The 20,335-nt window shown below is 73.5% G+C and carries 18 protein-coding genes; 14 read left to right on the forward strand and 4 right to left on the reverse strand.

What is annotated here, in order from left to right:
* The first annotated feature begins 133 nt into the window (after positions 1–133).
* From AC3ET4_RS07285 to fabF, 5 genes are all read left to right on the forward strand, one after another.
* Entirely contained in the window at positions 134–1,333 is a 1,200-nt protein-coding gene (locus AC3ET4_RS07285; RefSeq protein WP_431947150.1) for a PucR family transcriptional regulator, read from the forward strand.
* Between the two features lie 101 nt (positions 1,334–1,434).
* On the forward strand, positions 1,435–2,370 hold the full coding sequence (locus AC3ET4_RS07290; protein WP_431947152.1) for an ACP S-malonyltransferase: 936 nt from the start codon (positions 1,435–1,437) through the stop codon (positions 2,368–2,370).
* Positions 2,371–2,384: 14 nt separating this feature from the next.
* Complete coding sequence (locus AC3ET4_RS07295) at positions 2,385–3,416, forward strand: ketoacyl-ACP synthase III (protein WP_431947154.1); 1,032 nt, start codon at positions 2,385–2,387, stop codon at positions 3,414–3,416.
* Between the two features lie 73 nt (positions 3,417–3,489).
* Positions 3,490–3,735, forward strand: coding sequence for an acyl carrier protein (locus tag AC3ET4_RS07300; protein WP_018556746.1), 246 nt, complete (start codon positions 3,490–3,492; stop codon positions 3,733–3,735).
* A 64-nt stretch (positions 3,736–3,799) separates the two neighbouring features.
* The gene (gene fabF / locus AC3ET4_RS07305) at positions 3,800–5,059 is read left to right on the forward strand and encodes a beta-ketoacyl-ACP synthase II (protein WP_431947156.1); all 1,260 of its coding nucleotides are present in this window, start codon (positions 3,800–3,802) and stop codon (positions 5,057–5,059) included.
* A gap of 67 nt (positions 5,060–5,126) precedes the next feature.
* Here the strand turns inward: fabF and AC3ET4_RS07310 are convergent, their stop codons facing one another.
* A complete protein-coding gene (locus tag AC3ET4_RS07310; protein ID WP_431947158.1) occupies positions 5,127–6,083 on the reverse strand; it encodes a beta-ketoacyl-ACP synthase III in 957 nt (318 codons plus the stop codon).
* Positions 6,084–6,145: 62 nt separating this feature from the next.
* Between AC3ET4_RS07310 and AC3ET4_RS07315 the strand changes: the two genes are divergently transcribed.
* Positions 6,146–6,748 carry a TetR/AcrR family transcriptional regulator gene (locus AC3ET4_RS07315; RefSeq protein WP_431947160.1) on the forward strand — a complete coding sequence of 201 codons (603 nt, stop codon included), beginning with the start codon at positions 6,146–6,148 and terminating at the stop codon, positions 6,746–6,748.
* 936 nt (positions 6,749–7,684) lie between these two features.
* On the forward strand, positions 7,685–8,446 hold the full coding sequence (locus tag AC3ET4_RS07320) for a bestrophin-like domain (protein ID WP_431947162.1): 762 nt from the start codon (positions 7,685–7,687) through the stop codon (positions 8,444–8,446).
* Here the strand turns inward: AC3ET4_RS07320 and AC3ET4_RS07325 are convergent, their stop codons facing one another.
* On the reverse strand, positions 8,447–9,322 hold the full coding sequence (locus AC3ET4_RS07325) for an NAD(P)-dependent oxidoreductase (protein WP_431947164.1): 876 nt from the start codon (positions 9,320–9,322) through the stop codon (positions 8,447–8,449).
* Positions 9,323–9,900: 578 nt separating this feature from the next.
* Here AC3ET4_RS07325 and AC3ET4_RS07330 point away from each other — a divergent pair.
* The 3 genes from AC3ET4_RS07330 to AC3ET4_RS07340 all read left to right on the forward strand — a co-directional run bounded on the left by AC3ET4_RS07330 (position 9,901) and on the right by AC3ET4_RS07340 (position 13,300).
* Entirely contained in the window at positions 9,901–11,337 is a 1,437-nt protein-coding gene (locus AC3ET4_RS07330) for a cryptochrome/photolyase family protein (RefSeq protein ID WP_431947166.1), read from the forward strand.
* A gap of 227 nt (positions 11,338–11,564) precedes the next feature.
* The gene (locus tag AC3ET4_RS07335) at positions 11,565–11,819 is read left to right on the forward strand and encodes a hypothetical protein (protein WP_431947168.1); all 255 of its coding nucleotides are present in this window, start codon (positions 11,565–11,567) and stop codon (positions 11,817–11,819) included.
* Complete coding sequence (locus AC3ET4_RS07340; protein WP_431947170.1) at positions 11,816–13,300, forward strand: SDR family oxidoreductase; 1,485 nt, start codon at positions 11,816–11,818, stop codon at positions 13,298–13,300. The genes AC3ET4_RS07335 and AC3ET4_RS07340 overlap by 4 nt, the downstream gene beginning before the upstream one ends.
* A 7-nt stretch (positions 13,301–13,307) precedes the next feature.
* Here AC3ET4_RS07340 and AC3ET4_RS07345 read toward each other — a convergent pair whose 3' ends face one another.
* The gene (locus AC3ET4_RS07345) at positions 13,308–13,724 is read right to left on the reverse strand and encodes a MarR family winged helix-turn-helix transcriptional regulator (RefSeq protein WP_431947226.1); all 417 of its coding nucleotides are present in this window, start codon (positions 13,722–13,724) and stop codon (positions 13,308–13,310) included.
* Between the two features lie 166 nt (positions 13,725–13,890).
* On the opposite strand from AC3ET4_RS07345, the gene AC3ET4_RS07350 reads away from it, so the two are divergent.
* Complete coding sequence (locus tag AC3ET4_RS07350) at positions 13,891–16,026, forward strand: MMPL family transporter (RefSeq protein ID WP_431947172.1); 2,136 nt, start codon at positions 13,891–13,893, stop codon at positions 16,024–16,026.
* 191 nt (positions 16,027–16,217) lie between these two features.
* On the opposite strand, the gene AC3ET4_RS07355 is transcribed toward AC3ET4_RS07350, so the two are convergent.
* Positions 16,218–16,712, reverse strand: a complete 495-nt coding sequence (locus tag AC3ET4_RS07355; protein WP_431947174.1) for a DUF3145 domain-containing protein — start codon at positions 16,710–16,712, stop codon at positions 16,218–16,220.
* A gap of 236 nt (positions 16,713–16,948) precedes the next feature.
* Here AC3ET4_RS07355 and AC3ET4_RS07360 point away from each other — a divergent pair, with 236 nt between their 5' ends.
* The 3 genes from AC3ET4_RS07360 (at position 16,949) to AC3ET4_RS07370 (ending at position 20,267) form a co-directional block, all read left to right on the forward strand.
* Positions 16,949–17,857 (forward strand): SGNH/GDSL hydrolase family protein, encoded by a 909-nt coding sequence (locus AC3ET4_RS07360; RefSeq protein ID WP_431947176.1) that lies wholly within the window; start codon positions 16,949–16,951, stop codon positions 17,855–17,857.
* 230 nt (positions 17,858–18,087) lie between these two features.
* Positions 18,088–19,248, forward strand: coding sequence for a mandelate racemase/muconate lactonizing enzyme family protein (locus tag AC3ET4_RS07365; RefSeq protein WP_431947178.1), 1,161 nt, complete (start codon positions 18,088–18,090; stop codon positions 19,246–19,248).
* On the forward strand, positions 19,245–20,267 hold the full coding sequence (locus tag AC3ET4_RS07370; protein WP_431947180.1) for a zinc-dependent alcohol dehydrogenase: 1,023 nt from the start codon (positions 19,245–19,247) through the stop codon (positions 20,265–20,267). Before AC3ET4_RS07365 ends, AC3ET4_RS07370 begins: the two co-directional genes overlap by 4 nt.
* The last annotated feature ends 68 nt before the right edge of the window (positions 20,268–20,335 follow it).

Genomic DNA, 20,335 nt, shown 5'->3' on the forward strand with positions numbered 1-20,335 from the left:
CGACCGCCTCGCCGGACCGCCCCGCGCTGCGGCGCCGGCGGGACGGCCCCCCGGAGCCTCCGCGCCGAGCCACGGAGCGCGCAGGTGAGGGGTCCGTGCCATCCATCCGCCCGGATAAGGCAGGCTTGTACCCGTGCCAGAACCCGCGCTCAACGCATTCGACCCCGCCCGCGACCACCCGCACTCCGCCACGCTGAGGAGGCTGGAGAAGTCCGCGGGGCGCCTGGCTGCGGCCGCGATCGCGCGGATGGACGGACAGCTGCCCTGGTACCGGGCCATGCCCCCGGAGAACCGCTCGTGGATCGGGCTGGTGGCCCAGGCGGGGATCGCGGCCTTCACGGAGTGGTTCCGCCACCCGGAGACCCCGCAGGCGATCAGCACCGACGTCTTCGGCACCGCCCCGCGCGAGCTGACCCGGGCGATCTCGCTACGCCAGACGGTGGAGATGGTGCGCACCACCATCGAGGTCATGGAGTCGGCGATCGACGAGGTCGCGGCCCCCGGAGACGAGTCCGTGCTGCGCGAGGCGCTGCTGGTGTACGCGCGGGAGATCGCCTTCGCGACGGCCCAGGTGTACGCGCAGGCCGCCGAGGCACGCGGCGCCTGGGACGCCCGGCTGGAGTCCCTGGTGGTCAACGCGGTGCTCTCCGGCGAGGCGGACGAAGGCGTGCTGTCGCGGGCGGCGGCGCTCGGCTGGAGCTCCCCCGACAACATCGTGGTGGTGCTCGGCACGGCGCCGAACGGCGACAGCGAGCTCACCGTCGAGGCGATCCGGCGGGCGGCGCGCCACGCCAAGCTGCAGGTGCTGACCGGAGTGCTCGGGGACCGGCTGATCGTGGTCGCGGGCGGCGACGGCGAACCGCTGCGGGTCGCCAAGGCGCTGATCGGGCCGTTCGCGCCCGGGCCCGTGGTGGCCGGGCCCGTGGTCGGGGACCTCCTCGCGGCCTCGAAGTCCGCCCAGGCGGCGGCCGCGGGCCTGCGGGCGTGCGCCGCCTGGCCCGACGCGCCGCGCCCGGTGCTCGCCGACGACCTGCTCCCCGAGCGCGCGATGGCGGGCGACCGACACGCCCGCGATCAGCTGGTGGAGGAGATCTACAGGCCGTTGGAGGAAGCTGGTTCGGCACTGCTGGAGACGCTGTCCGTCTACCTCGAACAGGCCTCGTCGCTGGAAGGAGCCGCCCGGATGTTGTTCGTTCACCCCAACACCGTTCGCTATCGGCTCCGGCGTGTGACGGACGTCACCGGGTGGTCGCCCTCGGACGTACGCTCCGCCTTCACCCTACGCATCGCTCTCATCCTGGGCCGACTCTCCGAGTCCGGGCAGACACCCTAGATGCGCTCGGAGCCTTTGTGGGACACCAACAAATCGCCCGTCGGTTCTTGGTCCCTGTCCCCACGGGCGGGGATCGCCCCGCGCAGGAGAGAGTTGAAAGCGTGCTCGTACTCGTCGCTCCCGGCCAGGGCGCCCAGGCCCCCGGCTTCCTGAACCCCTGGCTCGAACTCCCCGGTGTCGCCGGCCGTCTCGACGGTCTGTCCGCGACCGCCGGTCTCGACCTCACCCGCTTCGGCACCACAGCGGACGCCGAGGAGATCCGTGACACCGCCGTCGCCCAGCCCCTGCTGGTCGCGGCCGGACTGCTCGCGGCGGAGCAGCTGTTCGGCGACACGGCCGCCGCGCGGTCCGCGCTGGGCGCCGTGGCCGGTCACAGCGTCGGTGAGATCACGGCGGCGACCGTCGGCGGCGTACTGAGCGCCGAGTCGGCGATGACCTTCGTCCGCACCCGCAGCACCGCGATGGCCCAGGCCGCCGCGGTCACCGAGACCGGCATGGCGGCCGTGCTCGGCGGGGACCCGGAGGCGGTCGTCGCCCACCTGGAGAAGCTCGGGCTCACCCCGGCGAACATCAACGGCGCCGGACAGATCGTGGCGGCCGGCACGGCCAAGCAGCTCGCCGAGCTGGCCTCGGACAAGCCGGAGAAGGCGCGGGTCATCCCGCTGAAGGTGGCGGGCGCGTTCCACACCCACCACATGACTCCGGCCGTGGCCGTGCTGGAGGAGCTGTCGCAGACGCTGGCGGTCTCCGACCCGGCGCTGCCGTACGTGTCCAACACCGACGGCACGGTCGTGCGCTCGGGCGCCGAGATCGTCTCCCGCCTGGTGTCCCAGGTGTCCAACCCGGTCCGCTGGGACCTGTGCATGGAGACCTTCAAGGAACTCGGCGTCACCGCGATCATCGAACTGGTCCCGGGTGGCACCCTGGTGGGCCTGGCCAAGCGCGCGCTGCCCGGCGTCACGACCCTGGCCCTGAAGACCCCCGACGACCTCGAGGCCGCCCGCGTGATCGTGGCCGAGCACGGCACCCAGGAATAGGAGTCCCCGCACACATGGCGAAGATCAGGCCCAGCAAAGGCTCCCCGTACGCGCGCATCATGGGCGTCGGCGGCTACCGGCCGACCCGCGTGGTGCCCAACGAGGTGATCCTGGAGAACATCGAGTCCAGCGACGAGTGGATCCGCTCGCGCTCCGGCATCGCCTCCCGGCACTGGGCCGGCCCGGACGAGACCGTAGCCGAGATGTCGATCACCGCCGCGGGCAAGGCCATCGCCGACGCGGGGATCTCGGCCGAGGACATCGAGGGCGTCATCGTCGCCACCGTCTCGCACTTCAAGCAGACCCCGGCCGTCGCGACCGAGATCGCGCACCGGATCGGCGCGGGCAAGCCGGCCGCCTTCGACATCTCGGCGGGCTGCGCGGGCTTCACCTACGCGGTGACCCTCGCCAAGGGCATGGTCTCCGAGGGCAGCGCGAAGCACGTCCTGGTGATCGGCGTCGAGCGGCTGAGCGACCTGACGGACAAGACGGACCGCGCCACCGCCTTCCTCTTCGGCGACGGCGCGGGCGCCGTGATCATCGGCCCCGCCGACGAGCCCGAGATCGGCCCCACCGTCTGGGGCTCGGAGGGCGACAAGGCGGGCACCATCACCCAGACCGTGCCGTGGGACCGCTTCCGCGTGGGCGACGTCGCGCAGCTGCCGGTGGCCGAGGACGGGGAGCTGAAGTTCCCCGCGATCACCCAGGAGGGTCAGACCGTCTTCCGCTGGGCGGTGTTCGAGATGGCCAAGGTGGCCCAGCAGGCGCTGGACGCCGCCGGGATCACCGCGGACGACCTGGATGTCTTCATCCCGCACCAGGCCAACATGCGCATCATCGACTCGATGATCAAGGCGCTCAAGCTGCCGGAGCACGTCGCTGTCGCCCGCGACGTCGAGACCACCGGCAACACCTCCGCCGCGTCGATTCCGCTCGCGATGGAGCGCCTGCTCGCCACCGGTCAGGCCAAGAGCGGCGACACGGCACTGATCATCGGGTTCGGGGCAGGGCTGGTCTACGCCGCCACTGTCGTTACCCTCCCCTAGGCAACACTCACGCGGCGCGCACTCCCGCCCGCCGCAGCCCGCAGTAACCAGCACGAAGAAGGAGAGCGCCACCATGGCCACCCAGGAAGAGATCGTCGAGGGTCTCGCGGAGATCGTGAACGAGATCGCCGGCATCCCGACCGAGGACGTCCAGCTGGACAAGTCCTTCACCGACGACCTGGACGTCGACTCGCTGTCCATGGTCGAGGTCGTCGTCGCCGCCGAGGAGCGCTTCGAGGTCAAGATCCCGGACGACGACGTCAAGCAGCTGAAGACCGTCGGCGACGCCGTCGACTACATCCTCAAGGCCCAGGCCTGAGACTGAACCACCCCAGGACGACGTGTCTGTCGCCCGCCCTTCTAGACGTGGAGAGACAATCCCTGTGAGCCCGACCAATCACTCCGTGGTCGTCACCGGTATCGGCGCAACCACTCCGCTGGGCGGGGACAGCGCGTCGACCTGGGAAGGGTTGACCGCCGGACGTTCCGGCGTCCGACCCTTGGAGCAGGACTGGGCCGCCGAGCTGTCGGTGCGCATCGCCGCACAGATCGCCGTCGAGCCGCTGGAGGTCCTGCCCCGCCCGGTCGCCCGCAAGTTGGACCGTTCGGCGCAGTTCGCCCTGATCGCCACCCGTGAGGCCTGGGCCGACGCCGGCTTCACCGCCAAGGCCGGCGAGGACAGCTCGGTCGACCCCGACCGCCTGGGCACGGTCATCGCCTCCGGCATCGGCGGCGTCACCACGCTGCTCGACCAGTACGACAACCTCAAGAACTCCGGCCCGCGCAAGGTGTCCCCGCACACCGTGCCGATGCTGATGCCGAACAGCCCCTCGGCCAACGTCAGCCTCGAGGTCAACGCCCGCGCCGGTGTGCACACCCCGGTCAGCGCCTGCGCGTCCGGCGCCGAGGCCGTCGGCTACGCGTACGAGATGATCCGCTCCGGCCGCGCCGACGTCGTGGTGGCCGGCGGCACCGAGGCGGCCGTGCACCCGCTGCCGATCGCCGCGTTCGCCAACATGATGGCGATGTCCAAGAACAACGACGACCCGCAGGGCGCCTCCCGCCCGTACGACAAGGGCCGTGACGGCTTCGTCCTCGGCGAGGGCGCGGGCGTCGTCGTCCTGGAGTCGGCCGAGCACGCCGCCAAGCGCGGTGCCCGGGTCTACGCCGAGGTGCTGGGCCAGGGCCTGTCCTCGGACGCCCACCACATCGCGCAGCCGGAGCCCACCGGCCGCGGCATCGCCGCCGCGCTGGAGCAGCTGATCGCCGCGACCGGCCTGGACCTGGCGCAGATCGCGCACCTGAACGCGCACGCGACCTCCACCCCGCAGGGTGACGTCGCCGAGGTCAAGGCACTGCGCAAGGTGCTCGGCGAGCACCTCGACCACGTGGCCATCTCCGCCACCAAGTCGATGACCGGTCACCTGCTCGGTGGCGCCGGCGGCATCGAGACGGTCGCCACCGTCCTCGCCCTGTACCACCGGATCGCCCCGCCGACGATCAACATCACCGAGCTGGACGAGGACATCGACCCCGGTCTGGTCTCCACCGAGGCCCGGAAGCTGCCCGAGGGCCCGATCGTGGCCATCAACAACTCCTTCGGCTTCGGCGGCCACAACGTGGTCATGGCCTTCAAGGCCTGAGCCGTACGGCACCTCTGAGGGCCGGTCAGCCGCTCGCGCGGCGACCGGCCCTCGGTCGTCTCCCGGCTCAGGGGCAGCCGACGACCTGCCCGGCCCAGGAGAGCCCGCCGCCGAAGCCCAGCAGCAGCACGGGGGCGCCCGGGGTGAGCTCGCCGCGCTCGACGAGCTTGGAGAAGGCGAGCGGCACCGAGGCCGCGGAGGTGTTGCCGGAGTCGACGACGTCACGGGCCACCACCGCCTGCGGGGCACCCAGTTCCCGCACGACGGCCTCGATGATCCGCAGGTTGGCCTGGTGCGTCACGATGCCGCCGAGCTCGCCCGCCGCGACGCCGGCACGGCGGCAGGCCTCCTCGGCGATCGGGGCGAGGGTCGTGGTGGCCCAGCGGAAGACCGCCTGGCCGTCCTGGGCGAAGCGGGGCTGCCAGGAGCCGGCCAGCCGCACCGCGTCGGCGCGGGTGGGGTCCGAGCCCCACACGACCGGGCCGACGCCGGGGAGCGCCCCCGCAGCGGCGTCGGTGGCGCTGAGGACGGCCGCGCCGGCGCCGTCGCCCAGCAGGACACAGGTGCTGCGGTCGCTCCAGTCGGTGAGGTCGGACATCTTCTCGGCGCCGATGACCAGGGCGTGCCGGGCGGCGCCGGCCCGGACGGAGTGGTCTGCGGCGGCGAGCGCCGTGGTGAAGCCCGCGCACGCGTTGTTGAGGTCGTAGGAGGCCGGCGCGGTCATGCCGAGCCGGGCCGCGACCTGGGCGGCGGTGCTGGGGGAGCGGTCCATGGCGCTGGAGGTGGCCACGACGACCAGGTCGATCTCGGAAGGGTCCAGGCCCGCCGCGGCGAGTGCCTTGCCGGCGGCGGCGGCGGCCATGTCGGCGACCGTCTCGTCCTCGCCGGCGATGTGCCGGGTGGCGATGCCGGTGCGCTGCCTGATCCAGGCGTCACTGGTGTCGACCATGGCTGCCAGGTCGTCGTTGGTGAGGACGCGGTGCGGCTGGTGGTGCCCCACGGCGGCGATACGGGATGCAGTCATGGCGGAACTATAGCGACCGACCGATCGGACTCTAAATCTGGAGAGGTGGTTACGATGGCGGGATGAGCCCACGAAAGTCCGCCGCCGAGGCACGGCACACCCGCGAGCGGATCATCGAACGCAGCGTCGCGGTCGCCTCCGTGGAGGGGCTGGAAGGCCTCACGATCGGTCGGCTCGCGGCCGACCTCGGCATCAGCAAATCCGGGCTGCTCGGCCACTTCGGCACCAAGGAGGCGCTGCAGATCGCCGCCCTGCGGCGGGCATCGGAGATCTTCACCAGGGCCGTGTGGGTGCCCGCCTCGGGGGCCTCCCCGGGCCTCGCCCGGCTGACCGCGATCTGCGAGGCCTGGGTCACCTACCTCGACCGCGAACGCGAGGCCTTCCCCGGCGGGTGCCTGTTCACCGCCTCCGCCGTGGAGTTCGACGGCCGCGAGGGGCCGGTACGGAACGCGGTCGCCCGGCTCTACGCCGTCTGGCGGCGCCGGCTGAACCGCGACATCCGGGCCGCCGTGGAACACGGCGACCTGCCCCCGGACACCGACCCGGAACAGCTCGTCTTCGAGCTGCACGGGATCTACTTCTCCCTCAACCACGCCGTCCAGCTCTTCGGCGACCGCGGCGCCCCCGACCGCGCCCGGCGTGCGCTGCGGCGCGTACTGAGCTGACGAATCAGCCCTTCGGGGGGATTGAACCCATCCCCCGGATGGCCGCGTGCGGCGCCGCGCACCATCGTGAGCATGAGCATCTGGCTAAGAGGCCGCCCGGGTAGGTGGGGTGGACCGAGGAGCGGGTGGAGGGCCGAGTCCGGCACGGCGGAGAGAGACGCAGCGGAGCTGCGGCGACCGACGACAACGCCGCCAGGCGAGAGCCATCGACCCGCGACGCCGCCCCGCCCATCCGCGCGGACTCTCAGGGCGGCCGGCCTCACGGCGGTCGCGGCGCTGACGGTGCTGGTGCCGGGGGCGGCCGGGGGGACGGCGCACGCGCACGACCGGCCGGGGCCACCGGGCCCGCCCGTGGTCCGGTACCTGCCCGACGGGACCCTGCGGGTGGAGGTCGGCGGCGGCGCCGTCCGGGTCGAGACCACCCGTGACGGGGAGACACACGCCCGGGTCACCCACGGCGCGGACACCGTGGAGGCCCGGACGGGAAAGCACGGCTCGTCCGCGACCGTCCGGCGGCGGCACTGCCCCGCGTACGAGTCGACGGTGAAGGCCCGTACGGGCAGCGGCGGTTCACGGGCCTCGGTGTCCTGGAGGCAGCCCTGCGCGCCCGCGCCGCGCCCCACACCCACCCCTCCCCCACCGCCCCCTCCCCCACCGCCGCCCCCTCCCCCACCGCCGCCCCCAGCCCCAGCCGCTCCGAAACCCACCCCGCCCCCACCGCCGGCTCCGACGCCCACGCCGACCCCGCCCCCGACGCCCACGCCGACTCCCGCACAGCGCGCGGAACTCCCGCCCGTCGCCTACCGCAAAGCGAGCGCGCCGCCCCCGCCCCAGGGGCCGAGCATCGTCCACCTGATGCTGCTCGTCACGGCCCCGGCGGTCCTGTCCGCCGCAGCGCTCAAGCCCCGCTCCCAAGCCCGCTCTCGGAGGTGACCGATGTCGGACTGGCTCGTCCTGGGCATCGTGATGGCCGCGGCCTGCGCCGTGGTGCTGACCATCGTGCTCATCAACCAGCGCCGTATCGGCGATGACGACGACCCCTCGGAGACCCCCGACGTCATCGAGTACATGACGATGATGATCGGCGTGGTGTACGCCATCGTCCTCGGCCTCGCCATCGCCGGCGTGTGGGAGGCGCGCGGCGCCGCCGAGGACACCCTGCACCGCGAGACCCAGGCCCTGCACGAGGTACGGCAGCGCGTCCAGGTCTACCCGGCCGACGTGCGCGACCAGGTGCACGCCGACGTGGACGCGTACGTCTCCTACGTCGCGCGCACCGAACTGCCCCACATGCTCGAGCACGGGGAGAACACCCGCCGCGGCTCGGAACTCCTGGACCGGCTGCGCCGCGACGTGACGGGCTTCGAACCGCGCACCCCGCTGGCCAACCAGGCGTACCAGCCGATCGTCGACCAGGTCGCGGCCGTCGACGACGCGCGCACCGCGCGCGGCGAGAACGCCGGACCGACCATGCCGGGGGTGGTGTGGTTCGGCCTGGTCACCGGCGCCCTCGTCGCGGTCGGGCTGATCTTCGGCCTGCAGATCAGGCGCTCCCGACGCGAACTCGTCCTCGCCGGGCTCTACAGCGCCCTGATCGCCTTCCTTCTCTTCCTCATCTGGGACCTGGACGCCCCCTTCGGCCGGGACGCGGTCGAGGCGGCCGCGTCCTTCACCAGCCTCTTCCCGCACATCAGCTGATCACTTCTCGAAACTCGCGAAGTACGAGGCGGCCATGTCCTCCTCGCCGTGCCCGAGTTCGGCCGCGCGGCGGAAACGTTCGGCGCCGGCCGCTGCCACGTCGAGCCGGACGCCGACAAACTCCCCCGCCTCCACGATCAGCCGGGCGTCCTTCTCCGCGGTCCGCACGCCGAAGCTGGGGGCGAAGTCGCCGGCCAGGATCGACGCCCCCTTGGCCTGCAGATAGCCCATGTCGAGGGGGCCGCCGGAGACGGCCTTGAGGAAGTCCGCGGCGTCCACGCCGAGGCCCTTCGCCAGCGCGAGGGCCTCGGCGGTGCCATGGGTGACGGTCAGCACCCAGCTGTTGATCACCAGCTTCAGGCGGCTGGCCGTGCCCTCGGCCGCGTCCTCCCCCACCCACACGGTGCGGCTGCCGATCGCGTCGAAGACCGGCGCGACCCGCTGCCGGGCCTCCTGCGGCCCGGCGGCCAGCACCAGGAGCTGCCCGTTCTCCGCGGGCTGCCGGGTGCCCAGCACGGGCGAGTCGAGGTACACGATGCCGTGCTCGCGGGCGAACTGCACGAACGCCCCCGGGGCGCCCACGCCCGCGGTCGTGGCCTGCGCCCAGACCGCGCCCTTGCGCAGGCCCGGCGCCGCCTGCCGCATGGTGTCGAGGGCGGAGTCCGCGTCGAACAGGATGGTCAGCACCACGTCGGCGCCGTCCACCGCCTCCGCGGGGGTGTCGGCGACGCGTGCGCCGTCCTTGCCGAGCGGTTCGGCCTTCTCCTTCGTACGGTTCCACACACGGACGTCGAGGCCCGCCCTGACGAGGTTGCGGGCCATCGCGGCACCCATGATGCCGGTGCCCAGGACTGCTACTGAGGTGGTGTCGGACATGACTGCCACGGTACGACGGACCCATCCGCAGCGCTCGCGGCGCCGCAGGCCGGACGCCGGACGCTGCAAGCCGGAGGGTGCGCCCCGCGCCAGGGCGCGGCCTGCGGCCGCCGGCGTCCCCGCAGCCCTCCGCGGTCGCGGACGGCCGGTACGGACGCCTGGCGACGGTGACCGCCGCGCCGGTGGGTCGCCCGGTCCGGCAGCCCGCGCACGCCCCCTGCGTCACGACCGTAGACCGCCAGGTGGTGCGAGGACCCCAAAAATCCGCCTCCCCAAGGACACGGGCGCCGCCCTCTCCCCGAGGCCACCGGTGCGCGCCCTGGCGGCGGCCCCCGGACCAGCGGCCTCCGCGCGGGTCGCCTCGACCTCGCGTGCCCCGGGCAGCGGGGTCGGGGCCCCGGGGCATGGGCAGGAGACCGACGTCGGCACGAGCGGGGTGAGGACACCCGGCGCGGCCCCGCCCGCCGGCGCGCGGATCTCGACGCGGCAGGACGGGACGGTGCGCCTCACGCCGCGGGGAGGAGCCGCGTCCTAGGCTCACCGGGCGGGACCCCGGCCAGGAGGAGTGAGCACCGGACTTGACGACGTCGATCTGCCTGTTCACCGCCGACCTGCGGCTGCACGACAACCCTGTCCTGCGGGCCGCCCTGGACTCCGCGGAACAGGTCGTGCCCCTGTTCGTGCTCGACGAGGCCATCGAGGCCGCGGGCTTCGCCACCCCCAACCGCGCCGCGTTCCTCGCGGACTGCCTCGCCGACCTGGACGCGGGGCTGCGCAGACGCGGCGGCCGGCTGGTGCTGCGCCGCGGGGACGTGGCGCGCGAGGCGTGCCGGGTCGCGGAGGAGACCGACGCCCGCCAGGTGCATGTCGCCGCCGGGGTGAGCCGCTACGCCGCGCGGCGTGAGGAGCGGCTGCGGGCGGCGCTGACCGGTGCCCGGCGCGAACTGCGGGTGCACGACTCCGTGCTGACCGCGGTGCCGCCCGGCGCGGTGACCCCGGCCGGCAAGGACAGCTTCGGGGTCTTCACGCCGTACTTCGGCCACTGGCAGGCCGTGGAGCTGCGCGACCCGCTGGGCGCGCCCCACACGGTCCCGGTCCCGGACGGCGTGGTGTCCCGGCCGCTGCCCGAGGCGCCGGGGGGCACGTCACCCGGGCTGCCCGCCGGAGGGGAGACCGAGGGGCGCGAGCGCTGGCGGGCCTGGAGCGCGTCGGGACTCGCCGCCTACGAGGACCGCCACGACGATCTGGCGGGCGACGCCACCTCGCGCCTGTCGCCGTATCTGCACTTCGGCTGCCTGTCGGCCACCGAGCTGGTCCGGCGCGCCCGCGACGCGGGCGGTCCCGGCGCGGACGCCTTCGTACGGCAGCTCGCCTGGCGGGAGTTCCATCACCAGGTGCTGGCCGCCCGCCCCGACGCCGCCTCCAGGGACCTGCGGCCGCGCGGCGACCGCTGGCGCGGCGACGGCCCGGAGGCGGAGGCGTGGCGGGCGGGACGCACCGGCTACCCGGTGATCGACGCGGCGATGCGCCAGCTGCGGCACGAGGGCTGGATGCACAACCGGGCACGGCTGCTGGCCGCGAGCTTCCTGGCGAAGACGCTGTACGTCGACTGGCGGATCGGCGCCGCGCACTTCCTGGAGTGGCTGGTGGACGGCGACATCGCCAACAACCAGCTGAACTGGCAGTGGGTGGCGGGCACCGGCACCGACACCCGCCCGAACCGGGTGCTCAACCCCCTGGTGCAGGCCCGCCGTTTCGATCCGGACGGCGCCTATGTCCGCCGCTGGGTGCCGGAACTGGCCGGTGTGGAGGGCGGCGCCGTGCACCGCCCCTGGCAGCTCCCCGAGGCCGAACGGGCGGCCCTGCGCTACCCGGCTCCCCTGGTCGACCTCGGCGGGGCCCTCGCCCGCTTCCGCGACGCCCGTGGCGCGCGGCCCGACGGCGCGGAGGTCCGGGGTGCCCCGGGCGCAGCGCCGGATGATGTGGCGGGCGGCACCGCGGAGGGCGGCCGATAATGACGGAGAGCCTCAGGGAAGGGGCGATCCGATGACTTACGGTGACGAAGCGCGCGCCGGCGCGCCACGGCCGGTGGGGCGCCCGCGGTGACGCCCGAGGCCCGTCCCCTCCCGGGTACGCCCGGCCGTCCTCCGGCCCCGCGCGCCACCGGGGCCCGGAGGGGCCCGGTGCCGCCCGTCGTCCCCTCGGCAGGCACCACCGCCGCCCCGGAAACGGAAGGAGTCCGATGAGCCCGCGCCTGCGGACCGCCGCCCGCCCGGTCGCGGTCCCGCCGCTGCCCGCGCCGGCCCCGCCGCGTGCCGGGGCCCCGCTCGTACCGCTTCTGCTCCCGGTCGCCCTGACGGCGGTGGCGGCCCTGGGAGCGCTGGGGGCTCTGGGAGCGCTGGGGGTTCTGGGAGCACGGGGGGCCCTGGTGCGCGCCCTGCTGCCGCCCGAGCCTGCGGCCGGCCCCTTCGCCCGGGACGCGGCGAGCCCGCGATGAGCCTCACCTGCCTGGTGACGGGCGCCAGCGGCTACATCGGCGGCCGGCTCGTCCCGGAACTGCTGGCGGCCGGCTACCGGGTGCGCTGCCTGGCCCGTACGCCCGGCAAGCTGCGCGACCACCCGTGGGCGGGGGAGGTCGAGATCGTCAGGGGCGACGTCACCGACCCGCGGTCGGTTGCGGCGGCGATGGAGGGTGTGGACGTCGCGTACTACCTCGTGCACGCCCTGGGCAGCGGGCGGGACTTCGAGCGGACCGACCGCGAGGCCGCGGAGGTCTTCGGCTCCCGCGCGCGGGCCGCGGGCGTGCGGCGGATCGTGTACCTGGGCGGCCTGACCCCGGCCGGGGCACCCGAGCGGGAGCTCTCCCCGCACCTGCGTTCACGTGCCGAGGTGGGCCGGGTGCTGCTCGACTCCGGCGTGCCCACGGCCGCGCTGCGGGCGGCGGTGATCATCGGCTCCGGATCGGCCTCCTTCGAGATGCTGCGCTACCTCACCGAGCGGCTGCCCGTGATGGTCACCCCCCGCTGGGTGGGCACCCGGATCCAGCCGATCGCCGTACGGGACGTGCTGCGCTACCTCGTGGGCTGCGCCACGCTGCCGCCGCGGGTGAGCCGCGCCTTCGACATCGGCGGCCCGGACGTGCTCACGTACCGCGCCATGATGCTGAAGTACGCCGAGGTGGCGGGGCTGCCGCGGCGCCTGATCGTGCCGGTGCCGGTGCTGACGCCGCGCCTGTCGAGCCACTGGGTGGGGCTGGTGACCCCGGTTCCGGCGTCCCTCGCACGACCGCTCACGGAGTCGCTGCGGTACGAGGTCGTCTGCCGGGACCACGACATCGCGCGGTGGGTCCCCGATCCGCCCGGGGGAATGATCGGCGTCGAGTCGGCGCTGCGCCTGGCGCTGCAGCGCATCCGGGAGGCGAACGTGGTCACCCGCTGGTCCTCGGCCGCGGTGCCGGGGGCGCCGAGCGACCCGCTGCCGACGGACCCGGGCTGGGCGGGCGGCTCCCTGTACACCGACCACCGCGAGCGGGTCGTGGACGCCTCACCCGGGGCGCTGTGGCGGGTCATCGAGGGCATCGGCGGCGACAACGGCTGGTACTCCTTCCCGCTGGCCTGGGCCGTGCGCGGCTGGCTCGACCGCTTCGTCGGCGGGGTGGGGCTGCGCCGGGGACGGAGGGACGCGGCGCACCTGCGGGCGGGCGACTCGCTGGACTTCTGGCGGGTGGAGGAGATCGAGCCGGGCCGGCTGCTGCGGTTGCGCGCCGAGATGCGTCTGCCGGGGCTCGCCTGGCTGGAACTGACGGTCGGCCGGGACGACGCCGGGCGCACCGTCTACGGGCAGCGGGCCCTGTTCCATCCGCGCGGGCTGGCGGGGCATGCGTACTGGTGGAGCGTGTCGCCTTTCCACTCCGTGGTCTTCGGCGGCATGGCGCGCAACATCGCCGCCGCGGCCCGTGCGGGCGCGGCGGGGCCGTAAGGCCCGCTCAGTCCTGGTCGGGGGCGCGCAGGGCGGTCAGCTCGTCGTTCATCGCGGCCAGGAAGCGCAGGACGACGGCGAGTTCGTCCTCGGTGAAGCGGGCGCGCGCCGCATCGGTGCGCTCCGCCAGGGGTTGGAAGAACTCGCGCGCCACCTCCCTGCCGCGCGGGGCGTAGTGCAGGTGGACCACGCGGCGGTCGGCGGCGTCGCGGGTGCGGCGGATGTGCCCGGCGCGTTCGAGCCGGTCCAGGCAGGCGGTGACGGCACCGGAGGTGAGGTTGAGGCGTTCGCGCAGCAGACCGGGGGTCATGGCCCCTCCGCGGCCGTCGCCGTCCAGGACGGCCACCAGCGCCTGCACGTCGGTGTGGTGCAGCTTCTGGCTCTGCGCGAAGTCCTGCGCGACGCGGTTGAACTCGCTGTTCATGCGGCGCAGCTGCACGGCGAAGGCGCGCAGTCCGGTCGGGGACTCGTCCTGGAGGTTGTCGGACACTCCCCCATCGTAAATAACCTCAATGGTGAAGATAGTCAATCGGTGAGATGTATTCTCCCCGCGAAGAGGTCCCCGGTTCCGCATCCCACGGGAGAGAGCGATGACTTCCCTGCCGCGCGTCGTCCGATGGCTGCTGCCCGTGGTGATGCTGGTCGCCTGGCTGGGCGTCGGGGGCGCCCTGGGCCCGTACGCGGGCAAGCTCGGCGAGGTCTCCATCAACGACCAGGCCTCCTTCCTGCCGCGCAGCGCCGAGTCGACGAAGGCCATCGCCGAGCGGGAGGCGTTCAGCCGTGACGGGACCGTACCCGCGATCGTCGTCTGGACCGCCGACCGGGGCACGGTGACCGACGCCCAGCAGCGGGCCGCCACGGCCGCCCTGGCCTCGTTGGCCGGCACGCAGGGGGTGACCGGGCGCCCCTCCCCCGTGCTGCGCTCCGACGACGGCCGGGCGTTGCAGGGCGTCGTACAGCTCCGGCCGGACCTCGGCCGCGAGGTCGGCGACGCCGTCGACCGGATCGCGCGGTCGGCGGCCGGGGTGGCGGGTACCACCGCGCACGTGGCCGGTCCCGCGGCCTCGCAGGCCGACCTCGGTGACGCCTTCGCGGGAATCGACGGGCTGCTGCTGTTCACCGCGCTCGGTGTGGTGCTGGTGATCCTGCTGCTGGTCTACCGCGCGGTGCTGCTGCCCCTGGTCATCATCGTCGGCTCGGTCTTCTCGCTCGCCCTGGCCTGCGGGGTGGTGTACGCGCTGGCGGACCGCGGGACCGTCCGGGTCGACGGCCAGGTCCAGGGCATCCTGTCGATCCTCGTCATCGGCGCGGCGACCGACTACGCCCTGCTGCTCGCCGCCCGTTTCCGGGAGGAACTCGCGGCGCGCGACGACCGGTTCGCGGCGATGCGCGCGGCGCTGCGCCGGTCCGCCGGGGCAATCGTCGCCAGCGCGGCCACCGTGGCCCTCGGCCTGCTCGCCCTGCTGGCCAGCGACCTCACCAACAACCGGGCCCTGGGGCCGGTCGGCGCCATTGGCATCGTCTGCGCGGTCGCGAGCAGCCTGACCTTCCTTCCCGCGGCGCTGCTGCTGTTCGGCCGGACCGCCTACTGGCCCGCCCGGCCGCGGGAGAGGCGTCCGGAGGGGGAGGGTGTGTGGCGGCGGGTCGCGGCTCTCGTGGACCGCACGCCGCGCCGGGTCTGGGCGGTGAGCCTGGCGGTGCTGGTGGGCTGTGCGGCCTTCGCACCGATGCTGACCGCCCGGGGCGTGCCGCTGGACGAGATCTTCGTCCGCCAGGCGCCCTCCGTGACCGCCCAGCGCGCCCTCGGCGAGCACTTCCCCGGCGGTTCGGGGAACCCCGCCGTGGTCATCGCGGAGGCCGACCGGCTCGACCCGGTCACCCGGGCCGCGGCGGGCACCGGCGGCGTCGCCTCCGTAGCACCGCTGACCGCCTCGGGCCGTCCCGGCGGGGGCGAGCCGCTCGTCGCCGGCGGCCGGTTCCTGCTGGAGGTGACACTGAAGGACGCCGCCGACAGCGACGCGGCCAAGGCCACCGTGCAGCGGCTGCGCGCGGCCGTGCACGCCGTGCCCGGCGCGGAGGCGGTGGTCGGCGGCTACACGGCCCAGCAGGTGGACACCCAGCACACCGCCGAGCGCGACCGCACCCTCGTCGTCCCCATCGTCCTCGCGATCATCCTGGTGATCCTGGCGGCCCTGCTGCGCAGCCTGCTGCTGCCGCTGATCATGGTCGCCACAGTGGCCCTCAACTTCGCCGCCACGCTGGGGGTCTCGGCGCTGGTCTTCCGCCACGTGTTCGGTTTCTCCGCGACGGACGCCTCGGTGCCGCTGTACGGCTTCGTCTTCCTGGTCGCCCTCGGCGTGGACTACAACATCTTCCTGATGACGCGGGTCCGCGAGGAGACGCTCCTGCACGGCACGCGGCAGGGCGTGCTGCGCGGGCTCACCGCCACCGGCGGGGTGATCACCTCGGCGGGCGTGGTGCTGGCGGCGACCTTCGCGGCGCTCGGCGTGATCCCGCTGGCCTTCCTGGTGCAGATCGCCTTCATCGTGGCCTTCGGCGTGCTGCTGGACACGCTGCTGGTGCGTTCGCTGCTGCTGCCCGCACTGGTCGTGGACATCGGCGCCAAGGTGTGGTGGCCCGGCACCGCCGCGACCCGCGGCCAAGAACCGCCGTCACCCGAAAACACCACGGCACCAGGGTGGAAGGTTCAGCGTCAGACGACCTGATGCAGCCAACGCACCGGCGCACCCTCCCCCGCGTAGCGGCGGCTGGACACGCTGCTGGTGCGTTCGCTGCTGCTGCCCGCACTGGTCGTGGACATCGGCGCCAAGGTGTGGTGGCCCGGCACCGCCGCGACCCGCGGCCAAGAACCGCCGTCACCCGAAAACACCACGGCGCCAGGGTGGAAGGTTCAGCGTCAGACGACCTGATGCAGCCAACGCACCGGCGCACCCTCCCCCGCGTAGCGGAAGGGCTCCAGCTCGTCGTCCCACGGCTTGCCGAGCAGCTTGGCGACTTCCGTCTCCAGGTCGGCCTCGCCCTTGCGGGCGCGGGCGAGCGCGGCGCGCAACCGGTCCTCGGGGATGAGGATGTCCCCGTGGATGCCGGTGACGGCGTGGAAGATGCCGAGTTCGGGGGTGCTGCTGTAGCGCTCCCCCTCGGCGCCGGCGCAGGGCTCCGCCGTGACCTCGAAGCGCAGCAGGTTCCACCCGCGCAGCGCGGACGCCAGCTTGGAGGCGGTGCCGGCTTCCCCCTGCCAGGAGAACTCGGCCCGCCAGGTGCCCGGAGAGGCGGGCTGGCGGATCCAGTCCAAGTTCACACGCACGCCGAGCACGCCCGCGACGGCCCACTCGACGTGCGGGCACAGCGCGCGGGGCGCGGAGTGCACGTACAGAACTCCACGTGTCGTCACCGGGACCTCCAGTGTGGGACGAGGTACGCCTTCCCCAGCGGCCTCATGCCCATAACCGAGCCATCCGGGACAGCAGTGGACATTCTGCACTAATCATAACGAATGAGACAAGATCTGACCTCTGATCACCTCTTTCGCACCACCTGTCAGGGAAAAAGCTACCGCGCGGCGTGGGGCGAGGAGTGACGTACCGTCGGGATCAGCGATAAGTCACCCACTCGTCCGAGGGAGAACGGATGCGCCAGTCGCTCCCGCGCGCGGTCAGCGGCGCCCTCACCACGCTGGCCGCCCTGCTCACGGCAGCCCTCACGGCCGGCTGCTCGGTCGCGAACGGTCCGGGCGCCGCCGAGGCCGGCACCGCGGGGCAGCCAGGGGCGGTGCAGCGCCCGGCCTACGCGTGGGACACCAGTCCCGCCTCGCTGGCCGCCCTGGGGGACTCCATCACCCGTGCCTACGACGCCTGCGGCATCCTGACGGACTGTCCGGACCTGTCCTGGGCGACCGGCAGCCGCAGCTCCGTGGAGAGCCTGGCTGCCCGGGTGCTGGACAAGCCGAGCGCCCAGAGCTGGAACCTGGCGGCCAGCGGCGCCAAGATGCGCGACCTGCCGGCGCAGGCGAAGAAGGCGGTCGCACTGCGGCCGCAGCAGGTGACGATCCTGATGGGGGCCAACGACGCCTGTGCGCGCAGCACCGACCGCATGACCCCGGTGGCCGAATACCGCCGGGATTTCTCCGCCGCCCTGCGGACCATCGACAGCGGACTGCCGAAGACCCAGGTCTTCGTCGCGAGCGTGCCCGACCTGATGCGCCTGTGGGAGGTCGGCCGGCAGAACGTGCTGGGGCGGCAGGTCTGGAAGCTGGGCCTGTGCCCGTCCATGCTCGGCGACGCCGAGTCGATGACCTCGGAGGCTCAGAAACGGCGGCAGACCGTACGCGAAAGGGTGATGGCGTACAACGACGTCCTGCGCCAGGAGTGCGCGCGCCATGAGCGCTGCCGCTACGACGGCGGCATGGTCTTCGACTACAGATTCACCCAGAAGGAGCTGAGCAAATGGGACTGGTTCCATCCGAGTGAGGCGGGTCAGGCCAAACTCGCTCGGCTGGTGTACGCGGCGGCCTTCGGGCCGGGCGCGGCCGGCGGCTGACCGGGCCCCGACCGGGCCGACCGGGCCGGGTGGACCCAGGACCGCATCGGCGTCCGGCGTTTCGGACGCCGATGCGGCACGCGCCACCCGCGAACGGACTCAACTCGGCAACATCGCAGACACCTGCCCGACACACCCATTGACACCGCCGGGACCCGTAACTACGTTCCCTTCAGCATTTCGAACGTGTGACGAAATCTCGAACGACACCCTGTGAGGGGCGGCTTCCCGTGCGCATCACCGGCATCAGCACCCATGTCGTGGGCACTCCCTGGCGGAATCTCACCTACATCCTCGTTCACACCGACGAGGGACTCACCGGCGTGGGTGAGACCCGCATGCTCGGCCACACCGACGCGTTGCTCGGCTACCTCCGCGAGGCGGAGGTCAACCACATAGCCGGCTCCGACCCGTTCGCGGTCGAGGACCTGGTCCGCCGGATGAAGTACGGCGACTACGGGCGGGCCGGAGAGATCGTCATGTCGGGCATCGCCCTCGTCGAGATGGCCTGCTGGGACATCAAGGGCAAGGCCCTCGGCGTCCCCGTCTGGCAGCTGCTCGGCGGCAAGGTGAACGAGAAGGTCAAGGCGTACGCCAACGGCTGGTACACCACCGAGCGCACTCCGGAGGCCTACCACAAGGCCGCCCGCGCGGTCGTGGAGCGCGGCTACCGGGCGCTGAAGATCGACCCCTTCGGCACCGGCCACTTCGAGCTGGACCACGCGGCGACCTCCTACTCCATATCCCTCATCGAGGCCGTGCGCGACGCGATCGGCCCCGAGGTCGAGCTGCTGGTGGAGATGCACGGCCGGTTCAGCCCGGCGACCGCGATCCGCGTGGCCAAGGAGCTGGCGCCCTTCAAGCCCAGCTGGATCGAGGAGCCGGTGCCCCCGGAGAACCTCAAGTCCCTGGCGAAGGTGGCCGCCCACACCGACCTGCCGATCGCGACCGGTGAGCGCATCCACGACCGCTACGAGTTCCGCGAGCTGTTCGAGCTGCAGGCCGCCGACGTCATCCAGCCCGACCTCGGGCACATCGGCGGCATCAACGAGGTCCGCAAGCTGGCCGCTACCGCCGAGACCCACTACGTGCTGGTCGCCCCGCACAACGTCGGGGGCTCCGTACTCACCGCCGCGAGCCTCCAGCTCGCCGGGTGCACCCCCAACTTCAAGATCCTGGAACACTTCAACGACTTCGCGGACTCCGAGATCAAGAAGGTGGTCAAGGGCGCTCCCGTGGTGGGCGAGGACGGGTACTTCACCCTTTCGGACGCCCCGGGCCTCGGTGTCGAGCTCGACGTCGACGCCGCCGCCGAGTTCCCGCAGCAGCAGGCCCGGTTCGACCTGTGGGCCGAGGGCTGGGAGCGCCGGAAGCCGAAGGGCACGCGGTGACCGTCCGCACCCCCCGCGCCGTCGTGCTCGACGGGCCCGGCCGGCACCGGATCGCGCCGACCGAACCGGTGCCGCCGGGTCCGGGCGAGGCGCTGGTCCGGGTGCACGCCGCGGGCATCTGCGGCAGCGACCGCGAGATGTACGCCGGCACCCGCCCCGAGGGGTACGTGCGCTACCCCGTCACCCCGGGGCACGAGTGGTCCGGCACGGTGGAGGCGGTGGGCGCCGGGGTGGCCCCCGGGCTGGTGGGCCGGAAGGCCGTCGGCGAGGGCTTCCGCAACTGCCAGGTCTGCGAGCGCTGCCACGCGGGGGAGACGACGCTGTGCAGCGCCCCGTACGAGGAGACCGGCTTCACCCGGCCCGGCGCCATGGCCGACACCCTGACGCTGCCCGCCCGGCTGCTGCACGTCCTGGACGACGCCGCCGACCTGCGCACCGCGGCGCTCCTGGAGCCGGCCGCGTGTGTGGCGGCGGCGCTGCTGAAGGCCCCGGCCGCGCCGGGTGAGCGGGTGGCGGTCGTCGGAACCGGCACGCTCGGCATGCTGGCGGTGCAGCTGCTGGCGGCGGTGTCGCCGGCGGAGCTGCTGGTGGTGGGCACCGGGCGGGTCCGCGAGGAGCTGGCCGCCGAGTTCGGCGCCACGCGGTTCCGCACGGCCGGTGAACTGGCGGACGTGGAGGGGCGGTACGACCTGGTGGTCGAGGCCGCCGGGTCCGCCTCGGCGGCCCGTGCGTCGGCGGGGCTGCTGCGCCGCGGCGGCAGGCTGGCCCTGACCGGCATCCCCGCGCCGGGGGCGCTCGGACTCGACCCGACCGACCTGGTGGTGCGCCAGCTGACCGTGCACACGGTCTTCGGGGCGCCGCCTGCCGCCTGGGCGCACGCCGTACGGGCCTTCGACGCCGGGATCCTCGACCCGGCACCGCTGATCACGCACGAGCTGCCCCTGGAGGAGTACGCCGACGCCCTGGAGCTGCTGGGGAGCCGGGACCCCTCAGTGGGGAAGGTGCTGCTGCGTCCATGACCGCTCTCCGCGCGGCGGACACACGGTGTCCCGTCCGTGCCTTCCCCGACCCTGTGAACCGAACGTCG

The sequence above is a fragment of the Actinacidiphila sp. bgisy167 genome, assembly GCF_057707665.1.